This is a genomic window from Microbacterium sp. ZXX196 (genome assembly GCF_009709595.1).
In the GTDB taxonomy this organism is placed as follows: domain Bacteria; phylum Actinomycetota; class Actinomycetes; order Actinomycetales; family Microbacteriaceae; genus Microbacterium; species Microbacterium excoecariae.
In genome coordinates this window covers 102,138-122,197 of sequence record NZ_WMEE01000005.1, presented here as the reverse complement: position 1 = coordinate 122,197, position 20,060 = coordinate 102,138, and the positions used below count along the sequence as shown (strand labels likewise).

Annotated in this window: 17 protein-coding genes; 5 read left to right on the top strand and 12 right to left on the bottom strand. The window is 72.4% G+C overall.

Annotated features, from left to right (window positions below; translation table 11 throughout):
• Position 1: 1 nt before the first annotated feature.
• The 7 genes from GJQ66_RS06915 to GJQ66_RS06885 all read right to left on the bottom strand — a co-directional run bounded on the left by GJQ66_RS06915 (position 2) and on the right by GJQ66_RS06885 (position 7,003).
• Complete coding sequence (locus GJQ66_RS06915) at positions 2 to 1,600, bottom strand: ABC transporter substrate-binding protein (RefSeq protein ID WP_155048621.1); 1,599 nt, start codon at positions 1,598 to 1,600, stop codon at positions 2 to 4.
• A 53-nt stretch (positions 1,601 to 1,653) separates the two neighbouring features.
• A complete protein-coding gene (locus tag GJQ66_RS06910; protein WP_155048620.1) occupies positions 1,654 to 2,856 on the bottom strand; it encodes an amidohydrolase family protein in 1,203 nt (400 codons plus the stop codon).
• A gap of 113 nt (positions 2,857 to 2,969) precedes the next feature.
• Positions 2,970 to 3,569 (bottom strand): helix-turn-helix domain-containing protein, encoded by a 600-nt coding sequence (locus tag GJQ66_RS06905; RefSeq protein ID WP_155048619.1) that lies wholly within the window; start codon positions 3,567 to 3,569, stop codon positions 2,970 to 2,972.
• Positions 3,570 to 3,588: 19 nt separating this feature from the next.
• Complete coding sequence (gene purF / locus GJQ66_RS06900) at positions 3,589 to 5,061, bottom strand: amidophosphoribosyltransferase (RefSeq protein WP_155048618.1); 1,473 nt, start codon at positions 5,059 to 5,061, stop codon at positions 3,589 to 3,591.
• 7 nt (positions 5,062 to 5,068) lie between these two features.
• Positions 5,069 to 6,202, bottom strand: a complete 1,134-nt coding sequence (gene purM, locus GJQ66_RS06895; protein ID WP_368732755.1) for a phosphoribosylformylglycinamidine cyclo-ligase — start codon at positions 6,200 to 6,202, stop codon at positions 5,069 to 5,071.
• A gap of 26 nt (positions 6,203 to 6,228) precedes the next feature.
• Complete coding sequence (locus tag GJQ66_RS06890; RefSeq protein WP_196215829.1) at positions 6,229 to 6,600, bottom strand: potassium transporter Trk; 372 nt, start codon at positions 6,598 to 6,600, stop codon at positions 6,229 to 6,231.
• Positions 6,601 to 6,646: 46 nt separating this feature from the next.
• Entirely contained in the window at positions 6,647 to 7,003 is a 357-nt protein-coding gene (locus GJQ66_RS06885) for a sterol carrier family protein (RefSeq protein WP_155048617.1), read from the bottom strand.
• 102 nt (positions 7,004 to 7,105) lie between these two features.
• On the opposite strand from GJQ66_RS06885, the gene purD reads away from it, so the two are divergent.
• On the top strand, positions 7,106 to 8,371 hold the full coding sequence (gene purD / locus GJQ66_RS06880; RefSeq protein ID WP_368732754.1) for a phosphoribosylamine--glycine ligase: 1,266 nt from the start codon (positions 7,106 to 7,108) through the stop codon (positions 8,369 to 8,371).
• Positions 8,372 to 8,459: 88 nt separating this feature from the next.
• Here purD and GJQ66_RS06875 read toward each other — a convergent pair whose 3' ends face one another.
• Positions 8,460 to 8,948 (bottom strand): hypothetical protein, encoded by a 489-nt coding sequence (locus GJQ66_RS06875; protein ID WP_155048615.1) that lies wholly within the window; start codon positions 8,946 to 8,948, stop codon positions 8,460 to 8,462.
• Positions 8,949 to 9,173: 225 nt separating this feature from the next.
• Between GJQ66_RS06875 and GJQ66_RS06870 the strand changes: the two genes are divergently transcribed.
• A complete protein-coding gene (locus tag GJQ66_RS06870; protein ID WP_155048614.1) occupies positions 9,174 to 10,055 on the top strand; it encodes a phosphoribosylaminoimidazolesuccinocarboxamide synthase in 882 nt (293 codons plus the stop codon).
• Positions 10,056 to 10,382: 327 nt separating this feature from the next.
• On the opposite strand, the gene GJQ66_RS06865 is transcribed toward GJQ66_RS06870, so the two are convergent.
• Positions 10,383 to 12,650, bottom strand: coding sequence for a glycoside hydrolase family 3 C-terminal domain-containing protein (locus GJQ66_RS06865; RefSeq protein WP_155048613.1), 2,268 nt, complete (start codon positions 12,648 to 12,650; stop codon positions 10,383 to 10,385).
• Between the two features lie 86 nt (positions 12,651 to 12,736).
• Here GJQ66_RS06865 and GJQ66_RS06860 point away from each other — a divergent pair, with 86 nt between their 5' ends.
• On the top strand, positions 12,737 to 13,300 hold the full coding sequence (locus GJQ66_RS06860) for a TetR/AcrR family transcriptional regulator (RefSeq protein WP_155048612.1): 564 nt from the start codon (positions 12,737 to 12,739) through the stop codon (positions 13,298 to 13,300).
• A gap of 48 nt (positions 13,301 to 13,348) precedes the next feature.
• Here the strand turns inward: GJQ66_RS06860 and GJQ66_RS06855 are convergent, their stop codons facing one another.
• Entirely contained in the window at positions 13,349 to 15,424 is a 2,076-nt protein-coding gene (locus GJQ66_RS06855) for a BCCT family transporter (protein WP_155048611.1), read from the bottom strand.
• Between the two features lie 213 nt (positions 15,425 to 15,637).
• Between GJQ66_RS06855 and GJQ66_RS06850 the strand changes: the two genes are divergently transcribed.
• Positions 15,638 to 16,990, top strand: coding sequence for a uracil-xanthine permease family protein (locus tag GJQ66_RS06850; protein ID WP_155048610.1), 1,353 nt, complete (start codon positions 15,638 to 15,640; stop codon positions 16,988 to 16,990).
• Between the two features lie 4 nt (positions 16,991 to 16,994).
• Here GJQ66_RS06850 and GJQ66_RS06845 read toward each other — a convergent pair whose 3' ends face one another.
• A complete protein-coding gene (locus tag GJQ66_RS06845; protein WP_155048609.1) occupies positions 16,995 to 17,591 on the bottom strand; it encodes a helix-turn-helix domain-containing protein in 597 nt (198 codons plus the stop codon).
• Positions 17,592 to 17,663: 72 nt separating this feature from the next.
• Here GJQ66_RS06845 and GJQ66_RS06840 point away from each other — a divergent pair, with 72 nt between their 5' ends.
• Positions 17,664 to 18,947 (top strand): MFS transporter, encoded by a 1,284-nt coding sequence (locus tag GJQ66_RS06840; RefSeq protein ID WP_155048608.1) that lies wholly within the window; start codon positions 17,664 to 17,666, stop codon positions 18,945 to 18,947.
• Between the two features lie 5 nt (positions 18,948 to 18,952).
• Here GJQ66_RS06840 and GJQ66_RS06835 read toward each other — a convergent pair whose 3' ends face one another.
• Entirely contained in the window at positions 18,953 to 19,984 is a 1,032-nt protein-coding gene (locus tag GJQ66_RS06835) for a LacI family DNA-binding transcriptional regulator (RefSeq protein ID WP_155048607.1), read from the bottom strand.
• Positions 19,985 to 20,060: the final 76 nt, after the last annotated feature.

The window sequence follows — 20,060 nt, the reverse complement described above, 5'->3', positions numbered from 1 at the left end:
GTCAGCCGAGCGTGACGTCGTACAGGTGGAAGCGCGAGGCCGAGTCGAACGCGAAGCCCGAGACCTCCGGCTGCGACGCGTGCAGCTGGTAGACCTCGAGGATCGGGAAGAGGTACCCGCGCTCGATGATCATCGTCTGCGCCTCGTCGAGGAGCGCCTGTCGCTCGTCGTCGTTCGCGGCCGAGGCCTGCTCCTCGAGGACGCCCTCGAGCTCGGCGTCGTCGAGGACCGCCCAGTGCGAGGAGTTCGACTGCTGGAACATCGTCGCGAGCGCGTCCGGCCCCGTGCGCGTCAGCGCGGCAAACAGGACGTCGTAGGAGCCCTCCGCGATCGCGCCGAAGAACCCGCCGGCGTCGGTGAAGTTGATCTGCATGTCGACGCCGATCTCCGTGAGCTGGAGCTGGATGAGCTCCATCATCTCCTGCTCGTAGAAGCCGGTCGCGGTGAACTCGAGGCGCTGGCCGTCCTTCTCGCGGATCCCGTCGTCGCCGAGCTCCCAGCCCGCGTCCTCGAGGATCCGGGCCGCCTCCTCGGGGTCGTACGCCATGAGGTCGGCCTGGCTCGTGTAGCCCGACGTGCCGCTGGAGAGCGCGCTGGTCGGCTCGTTGCCGTCGGCGTAGCCCATGGTCTCGTTGATCTCGGCGCGGTCGATGCCGATGCGGAGGGCGTCGCGCACGGCGTCGTCGGCGAGGACCTCGTTCGTGAGGTTCGGGATGAGGCTCGTCGGGATGCCGGGGTTCGCCTTCGCGTAGACCGGGAAGCCCTCCTCGGAGATGCGCGGCTCATCGATCTCGGGCAGCTCGCCGATCATGTCGAACTCGCCCGACTGCAGCCCGCCGACGCGGACGCTGGCCTCGGTCACGACGGCGAACTCGACGCGGTCGAGGTACGCGTCACCCGTGTGCTCGCGCAGCTCCGACGCCCAGTCGTAGCCCTCGCGGCGGTCCATCGTGACCTCGGTGTTGGGCGAGTAGGTGTCGTAGACGAACGGACCCGTTCCGATGACGCCGTCCTGGCAGCGCTCGTCGACGCCGAGCGTCGTCGTGGCCTCCGAGACGATCCCGAGGCTCATGGTGCTCGCGCCCTGGAGGAACGCGGCGTTCGGGGCGTCGAACGAGACCGTGAAGGTGCGGTCGTCAACGATCTCGGTGCCCGCGTACCCCGCGAGGTACGCGCCGCCGAGGGAGGCGGTGGATCCGTCGGCCGCCATCTCGACGATCGAGTCGAAGTTCGCCGCCACGACCTCGCTGGTGAGGTCGGACCCGTCGCTGAAGGTGACACCCTCGCGGAGCGTGAAGTCGAACGCGGTCAGGTCGTCGTTCGCGGAGAAGTCCTCGGCGAGCCAGGGAACAATCTCGCCCGTCTCCGGGTCCTGGTCCACGAGGGAGTCCACGACCTGGCGGCCGATGTACAGGGCCTGGGTCACGGTCGGCTGCTGCGGGTCGATGCAGGTCGGGTCGGTCTCGACGGCGTAGACGAGCGTGCCGCCGTCCGCGGTGTCGGAGCCGGTGTCGGCGGAGGAACAGCCGGCGAGGAGGGCGGCGATCCCGACCGTTGCGGTCAGGGCGAGCCCGGTGCGTCGGGGGCGAAGTGTGCTCACGGGGGGCCTTTCGGGGGCGTGCTGCGGGGGATGCTGTGTGGGGCGCTATGGGTCTAGCGCGGGAGGGATCCGAACACGACGCGGCCGCGGGAGACGACGGCGACGATCCGGGCGGGGTCCAGGTGGGAGATGTCTTCCCAGGGGCGGCCGTCGAGAACGACGAAGTCGGCCCCGTAGCCGGGCGCGAGGCGCCCGATCTGGTCGGCCATGCCGATCGCGCGCGCGGCGTCGCTCGTGGCGGACGCGAGCGCCCGCTGGGCGTCCCAGCCGAAGGAGCGCGCCATGAGGCGCACCTCCTCGTGCTGGTCGCCGAACGCGACCATGACGCCGTTCGCGTCGGTGCCGAGCACGAAGCGCACGCCCGCGGCGGAGGCGCCCGCGAAGTTCGCGTCGCGCTCCTCGACGACGGCCTGGGCCTTGCCGCGGGCCTCGTCGCCCACGTCGATCGTGCCGTCGGCCAGGCGGTCGTTGATGAGCAGCGTCGGCGCGACGGGGATGTCGCGCTCGAGGACGATGGGCCACAGCGAGGCGTCGAGGCCCGTGCCGTGCTCGATCGAGTCGACGCCGAGCTCGAGCGCGCGGCGCGCGCTCACGGTGTCGTGGCTGTGCGCGGCCACCGGCATCGCCAGGGCGTGCGCCTCGTCGACCGTCGCGCGGATCTCGTCGTCGGTCTGGTTGCGCCAGCCGACCCGGTCGCCCATCGACAGGACGCCGCCCGAGGCGTAGATCTTGATGCCGTGCGCGCCCTGCCTGGCCCACTCGCGCACGAGGCGGCGGCACGCGTCCGGGCTGTCGGCCGTCGGCGCGCGGTGCGGGTAGTGCGGCGGCGTGAACAGGTCACCGTGCCCCGCCGTCATACCGACCTGGCCGTGCACGCGCACGCGCGGGCCGACCTGCACGCCGTCCTCGAACACGCGCGCAACCGCCAGCTGGAGCGCGTCGCCCGCCAGGTCGCGGACGGTCGTCACGCCCGCGCGCATCGCCCGCTGGGCCTGCGCGGCGATGTGGAAGACGCGCTCAACGTCCGGGGTCACGAGCGACCACGCGGAGTTCCACTGCTCGCGGCCGGGGCCGGCGTACCCGCCGAGATGCACGTGCGTGTCGATGAGGCCGGGGATGACCGCGTAACGCGGCGTCTCGGCGGGCGCCTCTGACACGACCTCGGTGATTCGGTCCCCGTCCCAGGAGATCCGGCCCGCGGGCAGGGCGTGCTCGCCGTCCCAGAGGGCGACGCGGTCGAGTGAGGTGGTCGGCATGGGGCTCCCGGATCGGCGAGTGAGGAACTCGCACAATGTTGCCAGATAGGCAAGGTATTGCCTGAGGTTAAACCGTTTGTGTTACGGGCTCGTGACGCGCCCGGCCCCGCGGGCTACGTGGCGGTCGGGTTGATCGAGAGGAAGCGGGCCGGGTGCTCGACAATCTCGACCGGCCCGTGCGGCGCCGCGGCGTCGAGCAGGATCGAGTCGCCCTCGCGGAGGACGTACTCGTCCTCGCCGTGCGCGAACCGCATCGCGCCGGTGAGCATGAGCAGGAACTCGGCGCCGACGTGCTCGTACATCGGCAGGTCGTCCAGCTCCGGGTTCAGCTCGACGATCACGGGCTCCAGCGAGGATCCGCCCGTCGGCAGGACGTTCCCGAGGCTCTCGTAGCGGTGCCCGAGCTTGGACCCGGCGCGCACCGACTCGACGCCCTGACCGTTCTTGACGACGACCGCCTGGTAGGACGCGCCGCTCGATCGAAACAGCGCGTCCACCGCGACGCCGAGCGCCCCCGCGAGGCGCGAGATCGTGCCGAGCGAGGGGGAGGTCGAGGCGGACTCGATGCGCGAGACCATGGCCGCGGACACGCCGGAGGTCGCCGCGAGCTCCGCGGCCGTCATCCCCGCAAGCAGCCGGTAGTGGCGCACGCGACCCCCAACGACCCGTTCGAGATCGGGGCCGTCGGTCCTCTCCTGGTGCGGATCCGTCATGCGCCGCCGCCCGCCGTCGTCACGAGCCCTGGGTCTCGGCGACCCACTCGAGGTATTCGGGCGAGACCGTGCCGGTCACGTAGCGCCCGTCGAAGCAGCTCATGTCGAGGTCGTCGAGCGCCGTGCCGCCCGCCGCGCACCCCTCGACGATGGCCTCCTTGAGGTCGTCGATCTCCTGGTACACGAGGTGGTCGGCGCCGAGCTCGTCGCGGACCTCGGGGATCGTCCGGCCGTGCGCGATGAGCTCCGTCGCCGACGGCATGTTGATGCCGTACACGTGCGGGAATCGCACGGGCGGCGCCGCCGAGGCGAACGAGACGCTCGCCGCGCCCGCGTCGCGGGCCATCTGGATGATCTGCCGGCTGGTGGTTCCGCGCACGATCGAGTCGTCGATGAGCAGCACCTTCTTGCCGCGGAACTCCATCGACATCGTATTCAGCTTCTGGCGCACGCTCTTCTTGCGGGCCGCCTGACCCGGCATGATGAACGTCCGGCCGACATAGCGGTTCTTGTAGAAGCCCTCGCGGTACTCGATACCGAGCACGCGCGCGACCTCCATCGCCGCGGGCCGGGCGGAGTCGGGGATGGGCATGACCACGTCGATCTCGTCGGCAGGGATGTGGCGCGCGATCGTCGCCGCGAGCTTCTCGCCCATCCGCAGGCGCGACTCGTAGATGCTCACGCCGTTCATCACCGAGTCCGGGCGCGCGAGGTAGACGTACTCGAAGGAGCAGGGCGCGAGCCGCGGATCCTCCGCGCACTGCTGGCTGAACATCTCCCCGTCATTCGCGATGAACACGGCCTCGCCCGGGGCAATCTCGCGCACGACCTCGTAGTCGGCGTTCTCGAGCACGAGAGACTCGCTCGTGACGACCCACTCGTCGCCCCCCTCGCCGTCGCGACGCCCGAGGATGAGCGGGCGGATCCCGAACGGATCCCGGAAGGCGAGCAGGCCGTAGCCCGCGATGAACGCGATGACGGCGTAGGCGCCCTGGATCCGGCGGTGCGTGCGCGCGACCGCCTGGAAGATGCGGTCGGCGTCGAGGTCGACGGGGCTCGTCGTCGCCTGCAGCTCGCTCGCAAGCACGTTGAGCAGGAGCTCGGTGTCACTCGACGAGTTCAGGTGCCGGCGGTCGCGCCGCTCCATGTCGAGGGCGAGCTCGCGGGTGTTCGTGAGATTGCCGTTGTGGATGAGCGTGATGCCGTAGGGCGCGTTGACGTAAAAGGGCTGCGCCTCCTCCTCGCTCGAGGCGGTGCCCTTCGTGGCGTAGCGGACGTGGCCGAGGCCGACGTTGCCAAGGAGCGAGCGCATGTCTCGGGTGCGGAAGGCCTCGCGCACCATGCCCTTGTTCTTCGCCATGTGCATGACGCCGTTCGCCTCGGTCGTGGCGATGCCCGTGGCGTCCTGACCCCGGTGCTGCAGGAGGAGCAGCGCGTCGTAGATGTCCTGGTTCACATGGCCGCGACCGACCATTCCGACGATGCCGCACATGAGGGGGTTACTTCGCTCCGTCCGCGTACGCGCCGACGAGGCGGACGGCGCCGCCGTCCACCCCCTTCGCGCCCTGCTCGAAATCGCCCGCGGGCGCGTCGCCCGCGCGCACGACCGCCGCCTGCCAGGCGTCGATGCCGCTCGCCGCGAGCGCCGCCGTCGCGCGGTCGACGGCCTCGGGGGCCACGACCGCGAAGAAGCCGATGCCGAGGTTCCACGTGCCCTCGCTCGAGACCAGGGAGGTCCCGGCGATATCGTTCAGCACGCGGAACACGGGGCTCGGCGACCACGTCGCGCGATCGACCTCGGCCCAGGTGCCCTTCGGCAGCACGCGCGCGAGGTTCGCGGCGATGCCGCCGCCGGTGACGTGGCTGAGGGAGTGCAGGTCGGATCCCATTTCCGTCGCGAGAGACAGGAGCGGCGCCGTGTAGAGGCGGGTCGGCTCGAGGAGCGCCTCGCCCCAGGTCGCGCCGAGGTCGACGGCGCGGTCGGCGTAGCCGATGCCCGCCTCGCGCAGGATGTGGCGCACGAGCGAGAAGCCGTTCGAGTGCAGGCCGCTCGAGGCGAGGGCGAGGACCGCGTCGCCGGGCTGCACGAGGTGGGCGCCGAGCATCGCGTCGGCCTCGACGACGCCCGTCGCCGCGCCGGCCACGTCGTAGTCGTCGGGCCCGAGGAGTCCGGGGTGCTCGGCCGTCTCGCCGCCCACGAGCGCCGTGCCCGTGGCCGCGCACGCCTCCGCGATCCCGCGCACGATGTCGGCGATGCGCTCCGGCACGACCTTGCCGCACGCGATGTAGTCGGTCATGAACAGCGGCTTCGCGCCCACGACCGCGATGTCGTCGACGACCATGCCGACGAGATCCTGCCCGATCGTGTCGTGCTTGTCGATGGCCTGCGCGATCGCGACCTTCGTGCCGACGCCGTCCGTGCTGGAGGCGAGCAGAGGGCGGCGGTACGCCGTCAGGGCGCTGGCGTCGAACATGCCCGCGAATCCGCCGACGCCGCCGAGGACCTCGGGTCCGTGCGTCGCGCGCACGGACGCCTTCATCAGCTCGACGGCGCGGTCGCCGGCCGCCGTGTCGACGCCAGCCTCGGAATAGGTGGACCGGTGCGCCTCAGCGGGCGAGGTGGGGGCTGTCACGACTACCAGGGTAGTGGCTCGGCGGGTCAGCCCTCGTCGACCATGTCGACCGTGACGGTCGCCTGCCGGACGTGACGCGACGCGATCCGGTCGAGGATCAGCGCGACGATCATCATGAGCGCGATGCCGGCGGGGACGCACCACAGGAGGATGAAGCCGAACGCCTGCGTCTGCGAGTACGACACCTCGGTGAACGGGCTCTGCTCCGTCGTCCCGTCGAACGCGGTCGCGAGGATCACGGCCGCGAGGATCCCCAGCGCGACGCCGAGCGCCGTGAAGACGCCGTACTTGGGGGATCGCCGCACGCCCACTCGCGACTGCGGGGTGTGCGTCACGCGGGACGCGCGCGCGTTCGAATCGACCTCACTGTCGGGGCGTGCATCGTGGATCCCAGCCATGGCTTCATTCAATCACCGCAATGCTGAGAGGGGTCGGGGCATTCCCTCACCACCTGACGGGAAGCAGGTGCGAAATGTCGGCACGCGTGCCGGACGCGGAGATGCGCCCGTCGGCCCACGCGTCGGCCCACGTTTCGCGGCCCGTCGCGAGCGCCACCCAGGTGGCCGGATCCGTCTCGACGACGTTCGGCGGCGTGCCCCGGGTGTGCGCCGGGCCGTCCACGACCTGCACGGCGCCGAACGGGGGCACGCGCACCTCGACGCTCTTGCCGGGGGCACGCTCCTCCAGCAGCTGAAGGAGGTAGCGCACGGCGGTCGCGAGATCCGTGCGGGCGGGGGCGACCTGGGCGGCGACGGCGTCCAGCGCGTCGCGGCCCGTCGCCATGTCGATCTTTCGGGGCATGACGCCATCCTGCCCCGTCGGCCGTCACCCGGGGGCCCGCAGGCCCGTCGCGGGCGGATGGCACGAATCGACGCCGCGGCCCGGGCGCCCTACCCTGGAGGCGTGAAGATCCTCGTCCTGGGCTCCGGCGCCCGAGAGCACGCCATCGTCCTCGCCCTCGCCTCCGAGACCGCGCACCACGAGCTGCTGGCGGCGCCGGGCAACGCGGGGATCGCCCGCGACGCGCGCATCGTCGACGTCGACATGCTCGATCCGCAGGGCGTGACGCAGTTCGCGAAGGCCGAGGCCGTCGACCTCGTCGTCGTCGGGCCCGAGGCGCCGCTCGTCGCGGGCGTCGCGGACGAGCTCCGCGCGCACGGCATCCCGGTGTTCGGCCCCGGCAAGCGCGCCGCGCAGCTCGAGGGATCCAAGGCGTTCGCGAAGCGCATCATGGAGCAGGCCGGTGTGCCGACCGGCCGGGCCGTGCACGCGCGCACGGCCGCGGACGTCGCCGCCGCGCTCGACGACTTCGGCGCCCCCTACGTGGTCAAGGCCGACGGCCTCGCCGCCGGCAAGGGCGTCATCGTCACGGAGGATCGCGACGCGGCCCTCGCCCACGCGGACGAGTACCTGCCCCAGGGATCCGTGCTCGTCGAGGAGTTCCTCACGGGCCCCGAGGTCTCGCTGTTCTTCCTCAGCGACGGCGACACCGTCCGCGCGCTCGCGCCGGCGCAGGACTTCAAGCGCGCGCTCGACGGCGACGCCGGGCCCAACACGGGCGGCATGGGCGCGTACTCCCCGCTCACCTGGCTCGGCGAGCGCTTCGGGAGCATCGAGGCCTTCGTCCAGGAGGTCACGGACACGGTCGCGCTGCCGGTCGTCCGCGAGCTCGACCGCGACGGGTCCCCCTTCATCGGCCTGCTGTACGCGGGGCTCATCCTCACGCCCGCGGGCGTGCGCGTCATCGAGTTCAACGCCCGGTTCGGCGACCCCGAGACCCAGATCGTCCTGCCGCGGCTCGCCACGCCGCTGTCGACGCTCCTCATGGCGGCGGCCGACGGCACGCTCGAGGAGCAGCCGGATCCGCAGTTCCGCGACGAGGCGGCCGTGACGGTCGTGCTCGCGAGCGATGGATACCCCGCCTCGCCCCGCACGGGCCGCGCGATCGAGGGCCTCGAGGAGGCCGAGGCGGTCGAGGGCGTTCACATCGCCCACGCCGCGACGGCCCGTGAGGGCGACGCGCTGATCGCCACGGGCGGGCGCGTCCTGAACGTCGTCGCGACGGGCGCGACGTTCGCCGAGGCCCGGGGCCGCGCGTACGAGGCGATGAGCCGAATCCGCCTCGAGGGCGCCCACTTCCGCACAGACATCGCCGCGGCCGTCGCGTAGGTCGCGGGGATGGCCCCGCGCGGGCACGGACCGGGGGTCGGATGCGGTTCACACCGCACCGCACGACGGACCGCGCGACGGGCGCGCTTCATGCCGCGCCCCGCGACGGACCGGCATCGGGCGGCAGCGCGGGGCTTCCCTCTTTCGCGCGCCGCGCGCGGCGGCGGTGGATGAGCGCCGTCGCGATCGGGACGGCGAGGGAGACGAGCGCCGCCCCGAACGACCAGACGACGAGGACGACCGCGACGAGAGCGAGCATGTCGCCGGCACTGCCCTCGAGCGCGAGGAAGCCGATCAGCGCAAGCGCGCCGCCTATGGCGAGCAGGCTCGTGAACCCCACCTGCGTGCGAAACGGCGGCAGGGCCAGTCGGAGCAGGATGGCCGCACCGATGGTCGCCCCGAGCGACATGACCCAGACGATGGGCAGGAAGAAGATCCCGACGCCCACGATGCGGAGGACCAGCTCGGGCGCGACGATGAGGGCGATGGGGCCGAGCGGGAATCCGACGAACCAGTAGACGGCGGCTTGCAGCCACGACATGTCGGGCGGCCGGGTGGCGGTGGTGGGCGTGGTCATGCGGGGACGCTATCCGGCCCATGCTCTGGCGTGTCCACCCGCGATTTAGACCTGTGGATAACTGCGGCACGAGGTCGGGGGCGGTGCGTGCCGCGTTCCGGGATCCGCCTCTCGTGCGTGGGAGAGGACGCGGTCGCTGCTTATGGATCCGCCCCACCCCGCGCCGGGGTCCCTGCGCGCCGCCCGCCGCAACGAGATGTCGGGGGTGCCCGCCATAATGGACGCATGAGCGCCGCGCCCGAGATCACCGGCTGGAAGCACGTCTATTCGGGGAAGGTCCGCGACCTGTACGCCCCGGAGGACGGCGCAGACGGCCGGATGCTCGTCGTCGCGAGCGACCGGGTGAGCGCGTTCGACCACGTCCTCGAGCCCGGCATCGGCGGCAAGGGCGCGCTCCTCACGGCGCTGAGCGGCTGGTGGTTCGCGCAGCTCGGGGGCGCGGACGGCGGCCCCGCCGTGCCGAATCACCTCACGGGCGAGAGCGCCCCGGCGGGCGTCGCGGATCGCGCGATGGTCGTGCGTTCGCTCGACATGCTGCCCATCGAGTGCGTCGTGCGCGGGTATCTGACCGGATCCGGGTGGGCCGAGTATCAGGCGTCGGGGACGGTGTGCGGCCTGCCGCTGACGGCGGGGCTCGAGAACGGCGACCGGCTTCCCGAGCCGATCTACACCCCCGCGTACAAGGCGCCGCTCGGCGAGCACGACGAGAACATCTCCTTCGAGAAGTCCGTCGAGCTCGTGGGCGAGGCACGCGCGGCCGAGCTGCGCGACGCCTCCCTCGCGATCTACACACGCGCCGCCCGCGCCGCCGAGGCGCGGGGCCTCATCCTCGCCGACACGAAGTTCGAGTTCGGCACCGACGCCGAGGGCGTCCTGCGCCTCGCCGACGAGGTGCTCACGAGCGACTCCTCACGCTACTGGGACAAGCGCGCGTGGGAGACCGGCGCGACGCCCGCCGCGCGCATGGCGAGCTTCGACAAGCAGATCGTGCGCGACTGGCTCGCCGCGAACTGGGACAAGACGGGCACGCCGCCCGAGCTGCCGGCGCACATCGTGGACCAGACGCGCGAGCGCTATCGCGAGCTGCTGGAGCGCATGACGCGCTGACCCGCGGGACCGATCCGCTCCTGCGGATAACTCCGCGCAGGGGCGGGTCTCGGTGGCACCGTGTCGGTATGACGCCGCGCCTTCCCCTACCGCCCGACCTTCCCGAAGCGTTCCACGTCCGCTCCGCGCGGGACGAAGGGGTCGGGCGGGACGGCTCCGCGGATCCGACCTCGACCGCCCGTTCCACGGCGTCCGCGCGCTGACGCCTGCGGTCGTCGCGACCGCAGATCCGGATCCGGATCCGACGGCGCACGTCGCGCGGCTCGCCCGCGCGGACGCGGACGTGCCCCGCCCTCCGGGCGGAGGGCGGGGCACGTCGGGGCGGGGTTACTTACCCGCGGCGAGGATCTTCTCGACGGTCTCGGCGGGCATGCCGAAGCTCACGAGACGGCCGAGCGGCATGGCCTCGCCCATCGCGGAGGGCTCGCCGTCGATGAGCATCATCTCGCCGAACGGGGATCCGGCGAACAGCTCGCGCGCGACGGGCGCGGCGGCCGGGTGCGCGAAGACGTCGCCGATCGAGGAGTCGCGCGTGACGGGGATGACGAGCTCGTCGCCCGCCAGCTCGGTCTCGGCCGCACCGCGCAGGTCGCGGCTCGATGCGCCCACCTCGACGCGGTACGTGCCGGGCTCGACCACCCACGCGTCCGTGCGGGTCTCCCAGTAGGCGAGGTCGCGGCGGCGGATCGCCAGCTCGACGCGGGCCGTCTCGCCCGCGGCGAGCTCGACGCTATGGAACGCCTTGAGCTCGCGCGGGGCGCGCTCGACCGTCGTGCCCGGGACCGACACGTACGCCTGCACGACCTCGCGGCCGGCGACGGATCCCGTGTTCGTCACGTCGAGCGCGACGGCGAGGCCGCCGTCCTCGGTCGCGGTCACGGTGGGCTCACCGTAGGAGAACGTCGTGTAGGACAGGCCGTGACCGAAGGGGAACGCGACGTCGATCGCGCGGGCGTCGTACCAGCGGTACCCGACATAGATGCCCTCGCCATAGCGAACGTGCTGGTGCTGGCCCGGGAAGGAGGTGAACGCCGGGGTGTCCTCGATGCGGAACGGGAAGGTCTCCGCGAGGCGGCCCGACGGGTTCACCTCGCCGAAGAGCACGTCGGCCGTTCCGGCGCCGCCGGCCTGGCCGAGGAGCCACGTCTCGAGGATCGCCGGCACGCGGTCCGCGAACGGCAGCGCCACGACGCCACCGTTAGAGAGCACGACGACCACGCGCGGGTTCGCCTCGACCACCGCGTCGAGCAGCGCGAGCTGCTCCGCCGGGAGCTCGATGTGCGTGCGGTCGAAGCCCTCGGACTCGTCCTCGTCCGGCAGGCCGAGGAAGACGATCGCGACGTCGGCGGCGGCGGCCTTCTCGGCCGCCTCGGCGCGCAGGCGGACGAGCACGTCCTCGGTCGGCTTCTCCGCCTTGCGGCCGCTCATGCCGATGCCCTCGGGCGCCTCGGGCAGCACGTACCCGGCGGCGTAGGTCACGTCGGCGGCGACCTGGCGGATGCTGTCGAGCGCGACGTCGACGCGGGTCGGGTTGATGTGGCTGGAGCCGCCGCCCTGGAAGCGCGGCTTCTCGGCGAACTCGCCGATGACAGCGATCCTCTGGGAGGGCTGCAGCGGCAGGGTCTGGTCGTCGTTCTTGAGGAGGACGATCGAGCGCGCCGCGGCCTCACGCGCGAGCGCGTGGTGGGCGTCGACGTCGAGCGCGTCGGCGACCGCCGCGCGCTCCGTGGCGCGACGGATCAGCTGGAGCACGCGCGCCGCGCTGCGGTCGAGGTCGGCCTCGGCGAGCGAGCCGTTGCGGACGGCGTCGACGAGCTGGCGATCCGTCATCCCGCCCGAGGACGGCATCTCGAGGTCCATGCCCGCGCGGATCCCCGCGGTGCGCACGTTCGAGGCACCCCAGTCGGAGACGACGAGGCCCTCGAAGCCCCACTCCTCGCGCAGGACCTGGGTGAGGAGGAACGGGTCCTCCGACGCGTAGACCCCGTTCACGCGGTTGTACGAGCACATGACCGTCCACGGCTGCTCGTCCTCGACGACGCCCTGGAAGGCGCGCAGGTAGATCTCGCGCAGCGGGCGCGGGTCCACGTCGCTGGACACGCGCATCCGGTCGGTCTCCTGGTTGTTTGCGGCGAAGTGCTTGAGCGACGTGCCCACGCCCTGGCCCTGGATGCCGCGCACGACGCCGGACCCCATGTCGGAGGCGAGGATCGGATCCTCGGAGAAGTACTCGAAGTTGCGTCCGCAGAGGACGGAGCGCTTGATGTTCACGCCCGGGCCGAGGACGACGGCGACGTCCTCGATCGCGGCCTCGCGGCCGATCGCGGCGCCGACGCGGGCGGCGAGCTCCGGATCCCAGGAGGCGCCGAGGCCGACGGCCGGCGGGAAGCACGTCGCCGGAACGCTCTCGTTGAGGCCGAGGTGGTCGCTCTCGCCCGCCTGCTTGCGGAGGCCGTGCGGGCCGTCCGTCACCATGATGCTCGGGACGTTCAGGCGCTCGACGGCCTTCAGCCGCCAGAAGTCGAGTCCGCTCGTGAGGGCGGCCTTCTCCTCCAGCGTGAGCTGCGAGACGTCGGGGAAATCGTTCGTCGACATGACTCTCCATCGGGTCGGGTGGGGTTCCCGAAAACCGTATGCCGTTAGGCTTTGAATCTCAAGCCCCGGTCGGCTTTAATCGAGGGATGGCACAACGAGGCGCATACGCGAAGGGCATCGCCAAGCGCGAGGAGATTCTCACGACCGCGCTCGACGTCATCGCCACGCACGGCTACCGCGGCGCCTCGGTGCGCCAGATCGCGGACGCCGTCGGCCTCAGCCAGGCGGGCCTCCTGCACTACTTCGGCAGCAAGGACGAGCTCTTCACGGCGGTGCTCCGCAAGCGCGACGAGGTCGACACCGTCGCGTATCAGGACGATCCCCTCGACGGCCTCCTGCGCGTCGTCGCGCACAACGCGACCGTCCCCGGCCTCGTGCGGCTGTACACGCAGCTCAGCGCGGAGGCGGCGGATCCCGACCACCCCGCGCACCCCTACTTCGCCGAGCGCTTTCGCCGCCTCACCGAGCTGAGTGCCGCAGCACTCCGACGCGGGCAAGAGGACGGCACGATCCGCGCCGATCTCGACCCGGATCGCGCCGCCGCCGCGCTCATCGCCGCCGCCGACGGGCTGCAGACCCAGTGGCTGCTGGATCCGTCCGCCGACATGGCCTCGAGGCTTCGCACGCTCGTCGACGCCCTGCGCGCATAGCGCGAGGGACGCCGGGGTCTCCCGCGGCGCCCCTCGCGCGGCGTCTCGTCAGGCGCCCGTCGGGCGGCCGTCGCCGTCGGCGTCTGGCCCCTCATCACCGGGCGCGTCCGCGGCCGCCTCGGCCGCCTCCCGCTCTCGGCGCTCGCGGCGCGTCCAGCGCTCCTCGCCGACCGTAAGGGACGCCTCGCCCGACGCGGAGTGGTGCGGATCCGCCGGGCCGCGCTGCTGGATCCGCCCCGGTTCGAGCGTGCGCGTGACGTCGCCCGCCGTCGTGGCCTGCGGCACGATCGGCATCTGCCCGGTCGCGGTGTCCCACCATTCGGTGAGCTCGAGCGCCTCGGTGTCAATGCCCGCGCCCGCGCCCTCGTCGGGCGCGACCTCGGTCGCCTCGAAGACGAAGTCGTCGCCGTGCTCCTCGATGCCGCGGCGCACGCCCTGCGCGATCGCGGCCTTCGCGAAGGCGCGCCGGATCATGTACGGGTCGCTCCGCAGGTCGCTGCCCCACGAGAAGAGCACGCCGATGAGGATGATCGCGAACGGCAGCGCCGTGACGACCATGATCGACTGCAGGCCCGTCAGCGCGTCGTTTCCGCCCGCGAGCAGGAGCACGAGGGCGGTCGCCGACAGCAGGAGGCCCCACGCGATCGTCACCCACGCGGTCGGCTCCGGGCGGCCGCGCTGGGTGATGGATCCCATCACGATCGACGCGGAGTCGGCGGAGGTCACGAAGAACAGGATGATCGAGATCATCGCCATGACGTTGAGGATCGTCGCGAGCGGGAACGCCGTGCCGAAGATCGTCACGTGCGACTGGAGCGCGTCGAACAGCGCATAGAGCACCGCCTGCGCGCCGCCATCGCCGTAGGCGGCCGTGAGGTCGCCGCCGGACGCCTCGTCGAAGAACATCGAGGCGCCGCCCATGATGCCGAACCATGCGACGCAGACGGCGGCCGGGACGATGATGACGACCGTGACGAACTCGCGCAGCGTGCGACCGCGGGAGATCTTCGCGATGAACATGCCGACAAACGGCGTCCACGAGATCCACCACGCCCAGTAGTAGTTCGTCCACGACGACACGAACGCCGCCGCATCCTCGCCCTCAGCGGCGTTGCGGGACAGCATGGCCCACAGCTCGTCGAGGAAGTTCGGGATGCTCGAGGGAATGATGTTCAGGAGGAACAGGGTGGGTCCGCCGACGAACACGACGACGGCGAGCAGGCCCGCGAGCACCATGTTCGCGTTCGAGAGCAGGCGGATGCCGCGCTTGAGGCCCGAGACCGCCGAGATCACGAAGCCGGCGGTCAGGACCGTGACGATCACGATGATGCCGGCGTTCCCGAGGTCGCCGATGCCGGAGACGACCTCCACGCCCGCCGCGACCTGCAGCGCGCCGAGGCCGAGCGTCACGGCCGTGCCGAAGAGCGTCACGAGGATCGCGAAGATGTCGATGACGGATCCGATCCAGCCCTCGGTCTTCTCCTTGAAAATGGGCGTGAGGATCGCCGAGATCAGCGGGGCGCGGCCGCGGCGGTAGGCGCTGTAGGCGATCGCGCCGCCGACGAGGGCGTACAGGCCCCACGCCATCGGGCCCCAGTGCAGCGTGGCCTGCGCGAGCGAGGCCATCATCGCGTCGCGCGAGCCCGGCTCGGCGTCGACGCCCGGCGGCACGTTCTGGAAGAAGTCGAGCGGCTCGGCCGGCCCCCAGAACAGCAGGCCGATGCCCATGCCCGCGGAGAACAGCATGGCGATCCACGCCGTCGTGGAGAACTCGGGCTGCTCGTCGTCGGCGCCGAGCCGCACGCCGCCGGTGCGCCCGTAGCCCACCACGAGCATGAAGCCGAGGATCACGATCGCCAGCGCCGAGAAGAGCCAGCCGAAGTTCGTCATCACCCAGGTGAGGGCGGATCCGCCCACCGCCAGGATGTTCTCGGGCGCCAGGATGCCCCAGATCACGACGCCGAGCGTCGCGATCCCGGCCACGCCGAGCACGACCCAGTTGGTCGCGAAGGTCCGGGGCGTGTCCTCCACGCCGATCCCGGGGATCAGGGCGGGGTGGGTCACCTCGCGCACCAGGTTGCGCACGGGGGTCTTCTTCTCCCGTGGGGTGTTCTCGTCCGTCATGTCCGTTCCGGATTCTCTTGTCTTCGCTCGGGTACTCGGGCGACAACATAGCGCGGAACAGCGCCCGCCATCAGGGGATTCATCGGCAATCCGACGAAATGCCGCCCAGGGAGATCCTGCCCGGGCGGCGTGCGCGATCCCTGGGAACGCGGGTAACGTGGATCCGACCGGCATGCGCTCTCCCGGTCACCCGCCCCTCGACGAAGGACCCGCATGTTCGGTTGGACCCTGCACGGAAACGGACGCACCGCCGCCCCCGGGGAGGTCGTCTCGCCCGGCGAGCGGCTGAACTGGCCCGCCACGATCGCGATGGGGATCCAGCACGTCGTCGCGATGTTCGGCGCGACGTTCCTCGTCCCGACGCTCACGGGCTTCCCCGTCTCGACGACCCTGCTGTTCTCGGGCCTCGGCACCCTGCTCTTCCTCGTCATCACGGGCAACCGCCTGCCGAGCTACCTCGGCTCATCGTTCGCGTTCATCGCGCCGATCACGGCCGCGACCGCGTCGGGCGCCATCGGGTCCGCCCTCGCGGGCGTCGTCGCGGTCGGCGTTCTCCTCGCCCTCGTCGGCGTCATCGTCCAGGTCGCGGGCCTCGGCTGGATCGATCGGCTCATGCCGCCGGTCGTCGCGGGCGCGATCGTCGCGCTCATCGGGTTCAATCTCGCCCCGACGGCGTGGGCGAACTTCCAGGTCGACGGCGTCGCCGCGACGATCACGCTCGTCGCCGTCATCCTGTTCGCGGTCCTCTTCCGCGGCTTCCTCGGGCGCATCTCGATCTTCCTCGGCGTCCTCGTCGGCTACCTCTACGCGATCGCGACCGGCTACTTCGGGGTCGAGAACCCCGACACGGGCCTCTCCCCCGCCGAGGTCATCTCGGACGCGGCCTGGATCGGGCTTCCCGAGTTCCACGCGCCGGACTTCGCCTCGCCCGGCACCTGGTCGACGATCGCGATGTTCCTCCCCGTCGTGCTCGTGCTCATCGCGGAGAACGTGGGGCACGTGCGCGGGGTCGCGACGATGACGGACCAGGGCGTGAACCGCTACACGGGCCGCGCCCTCATCGCGGACGGCCTCGCGACGACGATCGCGGGCGCGGGCGGCGGATCCGGCACCACGACGTACGGCGAGAACATCGGCGTCATGGCCGCGACGCGGGTGTACTCGACCGCGGTGTACTGGGTCGCGGGCCTCGCCGCGATCCTCCTCGCGTTCTCGCCAAAGATCGGCGCCGTGTTCAACTCGATCCCGCCGGGTGTGCTCGGCGGCGTGACGACCGCGCTCTACGGCCTCATCGGGATCATCGGGATCAAGATCTGGGTCGACAACCGCGTCGACTTCTCGCGCCCCGTGAACCAGTACACGGCCGCCGTCTCGCTCGTGATCGGCATCGCAGGCTTCACGGCGCACATCGAGGGCTTCGAGTTCGGCGGCATCGTGCTCGGCACGGTCGCGGCGCTCGCGATCTACCACCTCGGTAACCTCATCGCCCGCGCGCGCCGCACCGGCGCGGACGACGGCGGGCCGATCCCCGCCGTGGGCCAGATGGGCGGGGACCCGCAGTCCTGACGCCCTACCGCAACGTGTCGTCGGCCGCGACGATGTCGATCTCGTAGAACGTGCTGGCCGGATCGGCGCGGTCGTGCGCGCGCTCGGCGTCCGCGATGAGGTCCTGGATCCGCTCCATGAGGGCCTCGAACTCCGCCGGCGTCAGGCGCGCCGATGCGCGCGTGAAGGTGCCGTGCGTGTCCGCGTCGCGACCCGAGGTGTAGTCGGGCGCCCACGCGGCGACGCGGCGCACGAGGTCCTGGTGCTCGTCGACGACGGAGCGCAGCACGACCGCGCCGAGCGCCTCGTCCGGGACCGGGTGCTCCGGCCCGCCGAGGTTCCACGCCCCCGGCACCGCGCGCCACACGCGGTCGCGGCCATCGCGCGCGCGCTCCGGCGCCTCCACGAGGAAGCCGGCGTCCGCGAGCACGCGCAGGTGGAAGCTGACCTTGTTGGCGGGCTCGCCGAGCTCCGCGGCGGCGTCGGCGGCGCGGAGATACTCGCGGCGCCGGAGCAGCCGCACGAGGCGCTGGCGGATGGGGTGCGCGAGCGCCTTGAGCATCTCCGCCGTGAGCCAGCTCTCCCGCTCGGACCCCTCGGACCGCTCCGCGCCTGCCGTCATGCGTCGAGTCTAGCCAGCGATACTTGCGCAACTTTTATTGCGCAATTTCATTTGTGGATCTAGCCTGACGCTATGACCCCCCTGTTCCGCAACGCGCGCTACGTCGCCTGGCTCGTGAGCGACACGAGTCGGGGCCTCGCCGAGGCGCTGTTCGCCTTCGCCGTGCCGCTCATCGCGCTCGTCGTCACGGACGACCCCGCGCAGGCGGGCGTCATCGCCGCGACGGGCGCCGCCGTCCGGCTCGTCCTCACACTCGCGGGCGGCGTCCTCGCCGACCGGCGCCCGCGCGTTCCCCTCATGATCGCGGGAGCGGTGATCGGCTGCGCTCTCGCCGGGGCCTTTACCCTCCTCGCGACCGCCGACGCGCTGACCTTCGCCGTGCTCCTCGCAATCGACGCGCTGCTCGCGGCGCGCACCGGGTTGTTCGACGTCGCGGGGGAGAGCGCGCTGAAGCAGGTCGTCGCACCCGAGGCGATGGGCCGCGCGCAGGCCGCCAACCAGGCGCGCGACGCCGCGCTCCAGCTCGCGGGCGGCCCGCTCGGCGGCCTGCTGCTTGCGGCGGGCGCCGGCGCCGTCGGCGCGGCCATGGCCGCGTGCCACGCCATCGCGGGCGCCTCGGCCTGGGCGATCAGCCGCCTGCGCCCCGCCGCGGGGGCTCCCGGCGCCGCACCCCGCCCCCGCGCGGCCTCCGGGGCCGGCCCGCGATCGGCTGGGCGGGAGGTGGTCGAGGGGCTCGCGTGGATCTGGGCGCGGCCCGACCTCCGGGGCGTCGTCGTCGTCACGACCATCGTGAACCTCGGGATCTCGGCGGCCGTCACGACCGCGATCTACGCCCTCCAGCAGGCCGGCCACTCCCCCGCCGCGATCGGCTGGGTCGGTGCGGGCGTCGGCGCGGCCATGCTCGTCGGCGCCCTGGGAGCGGGCCCCGTCGTCCACCGCCTCCCGACCGGGCTCGTCGCGATCGCGGGGCTCGCCGCGCTCGCGTGCGGGGCGGCGGGCGTCGCGCTGGTGACGACCCCGTGGGCGGTGACGGCCGTGCTCGCGGCGCCCGCACTCCTCCTCCCCGCCGTGAACGCCGGCCTCAGCGGGTACTTCGTCGTGGCCACGCCCGACCGCCTTCTGGGGCGGGCGAACGCGGCGGCGCAGGTGTTCTCCCGCGGGGCGATGCCGCTCGCGCCGCTCGTCGCGGGCCTCGGGCTCGCGTGGGCCGGGCGCGGGCCGACGATCCTCGTGTGCGCGGGCATCTGCGCGCTCGCCGCCGCGCTCGCGGTCGGCACGCGCGCGCTCCGGATCCTCCCCGCGGAACCGGCGTGGGCAGAGCACGCGCGCAGGGCGGATCCGGTTCCCGCGGCGTAGCCCGCTCAGCCGCTGTCGCGCACGACCAGCTCCAGCGGTAGCAGCGTCTCGCGGGGCGGATCCTCCCCCGCGAGGATCCGCAGCATCACGTCGGCCATGGCGACGCCCTGATCGTGGGAGGGCTGGCGGATCGTCGTCAGCGCGGGCACCACCGCGCTGGCCACGGGCGAGTCGTCGAAGCCGACAATCAGGGCGTCGGTAGGCACGCGGATCCCCGCCCGCGCCAGCACGGCCAGCGCGCCCCGCGCCATGAGGTCGCTGGCGATGAAGAGCGCGTCGGGCGCGCCGCCCGCCGCGAGGATCCGCTCCATGGCGCGCGCGCCGCCGACCGCCGAGAAGCCCCCGTCCTCCACCGCGACGGGCGCCAGCCCCGCCTCTGCGAGCACCTCGCGGAAGCCCGCGAGCCGCTCCTGGCCGGCCGGCATGTCGAGCGAGCCGGCGATCGTCGCGATGCGCGTGCGCCCGCGCGCGAGGATCCACCGGGCCGCCATGCGCCCGCCCTCGCGGTTGTCGACGTCGACCCAGACGTCGCCGGGGCGGGGATGGGCCGGACGACCGCCGAAGACCACGGGGCCCGTGCGCGCGAGGCGCTCCAGGAAGGCGTCGCTCGTGTGGTGACTCACGATGAGGGCGCCGTCGACGCTCCCCGAGGCCACGAAGGCGGCGGCGCGGTCGTGCGGATCCTCCGAGGCCGCGAACAGCCCGAGCATGTACCGCGCCCGCGTCAGGCGCTCGTTCAGCCCCGCGACGATGGCCGCGAAGTACGGATCCCCGAAGAACCGCGACGTGTCCTCGGGCACGACGAGCGCGACCGTGTGGGTCTGGCGCGACGCGAGCGAGCGCGCCGCGCGGTTGGGCACGTACCCGAGCTCGGCAATCGCCCGGTTTACCGCGGCGAGCGCGGCGGGGCTGACGCGCTCCCCGCCGTTCACAACGCGGGAGACGGTCGATCGGGAGACGCCGGCGCGCGCGGCGACCTCCTCCAGCGTCGGGGCCGGACCGGGCGCGCGCGCCGGGCCGACGTCATCCGCGGGCATCGCGCCGCCCCCGTTCGCGCCGCGTCAGCGTGGGCGCCGCGGCGAGCGGGACCGGGAGTGAACGGATCATGGTGCG

Bases quoted from the DNA above. Each gene is read 5' to 3' on its own strand.
- GJQ66_RS06910 (WP_155048620.1), bottom strand. From the start codon at position 2,856: ATGCCGACCACCTCACTCGACCGCGTCGCCCTCTGGGACGGCGAGCAC.
- GJQ66_RS06905 (WP_155048619.1), bottom strand. From the start codon at position 3,569: ATGACGGATCCGCACCAGGAGAGGACCGACGGCCCCGATCTCGAACGG.
- purF (WP_155048618.1), bottom strand. From the start codon at position 5,061: ATGTGCGGCATCGTCGGAATGGTCGGTCGCGGCCATGTGAACCAGGAC.
- GJQ66_RS06890 (WP_196215829.1), bottom strand. From the start codon at position 6,600: ATGGCTGGGATCCACGATGCACGCCCCGACAGTGAGGTCGATTCGAAC.
- GJQ66_RS06885 (WP_155048617.1), bottom strand. From the start codon at position 7,003: ATGCCCCGAAAGATCGACATGGCGACGGGCCGCGACGCGCTGGACGCC.
- GJQ66_RS06875 (WP_155048615.1), bottom strand. From the start codon at position 8,948: ATGACCACGCCCACCACCGCCACCCGGCCGCCCGACATGTCGTGGCTG.
- GJQ66_RS06870 (WP_155048614.1), top strand. From the start codon at position 9,174: ATGAGCGCCGCGCCCGAGATCACCGGCTGGAAGCACGTCTATTCGGGG.
- GJQ66_RS06865 (WP_155048613.1), bottom strand. From the start codon at position 12,650: ATGTCGACGAACGATTTCCCCGACGTCTCGCAGCTCACGCTGGAGGAG.
- GJQ66_RS06860 (WP_155048612.1), top strand. From the start codon at position 12,737: ATGGCACAACGAGGCGCATACGCGAAGGGCATCGCCAAGCGCGAGGAG.
- GJQ66_RS06855 (WP_155048611.1), bottom strand. From the start codon at position 15,424: ATGACGGACGAGAACACCCCACGGGAGAAGAAGACCCCCGTGCGCAAC.
- GJQ66_RS06850 (WP_155048610.1), top strand. From the start codon at position 15,638: ATGTTCGGTTGGACCCTGCACGGAAACGGACGCACCGCCGCCCCCGGG.
- GJQ66_RS06845 (WP_155048609.1), bottom strand. From the start codon at position 17,591: ATGACGGCAGGCGCGGAGCGGTCCGAGGGGTCCGAGCGGGAGAGCTGG.
- GJQ66_RS06840 (WP_155048608.1), top strand. From the start codon at position 17,664: ATGACCCCCCTGTTCCGCAACGCGCGCTACGTCGCCTGGCTCGTGAGC.
- GJQ66_RS06835 (WP_155048607.1), bottom strand. From the start codon at position 19,984: ATGCCCGCGGATGACGTCGGCCCGGCGCGCGCGCCCGGTCCGGCCCCG.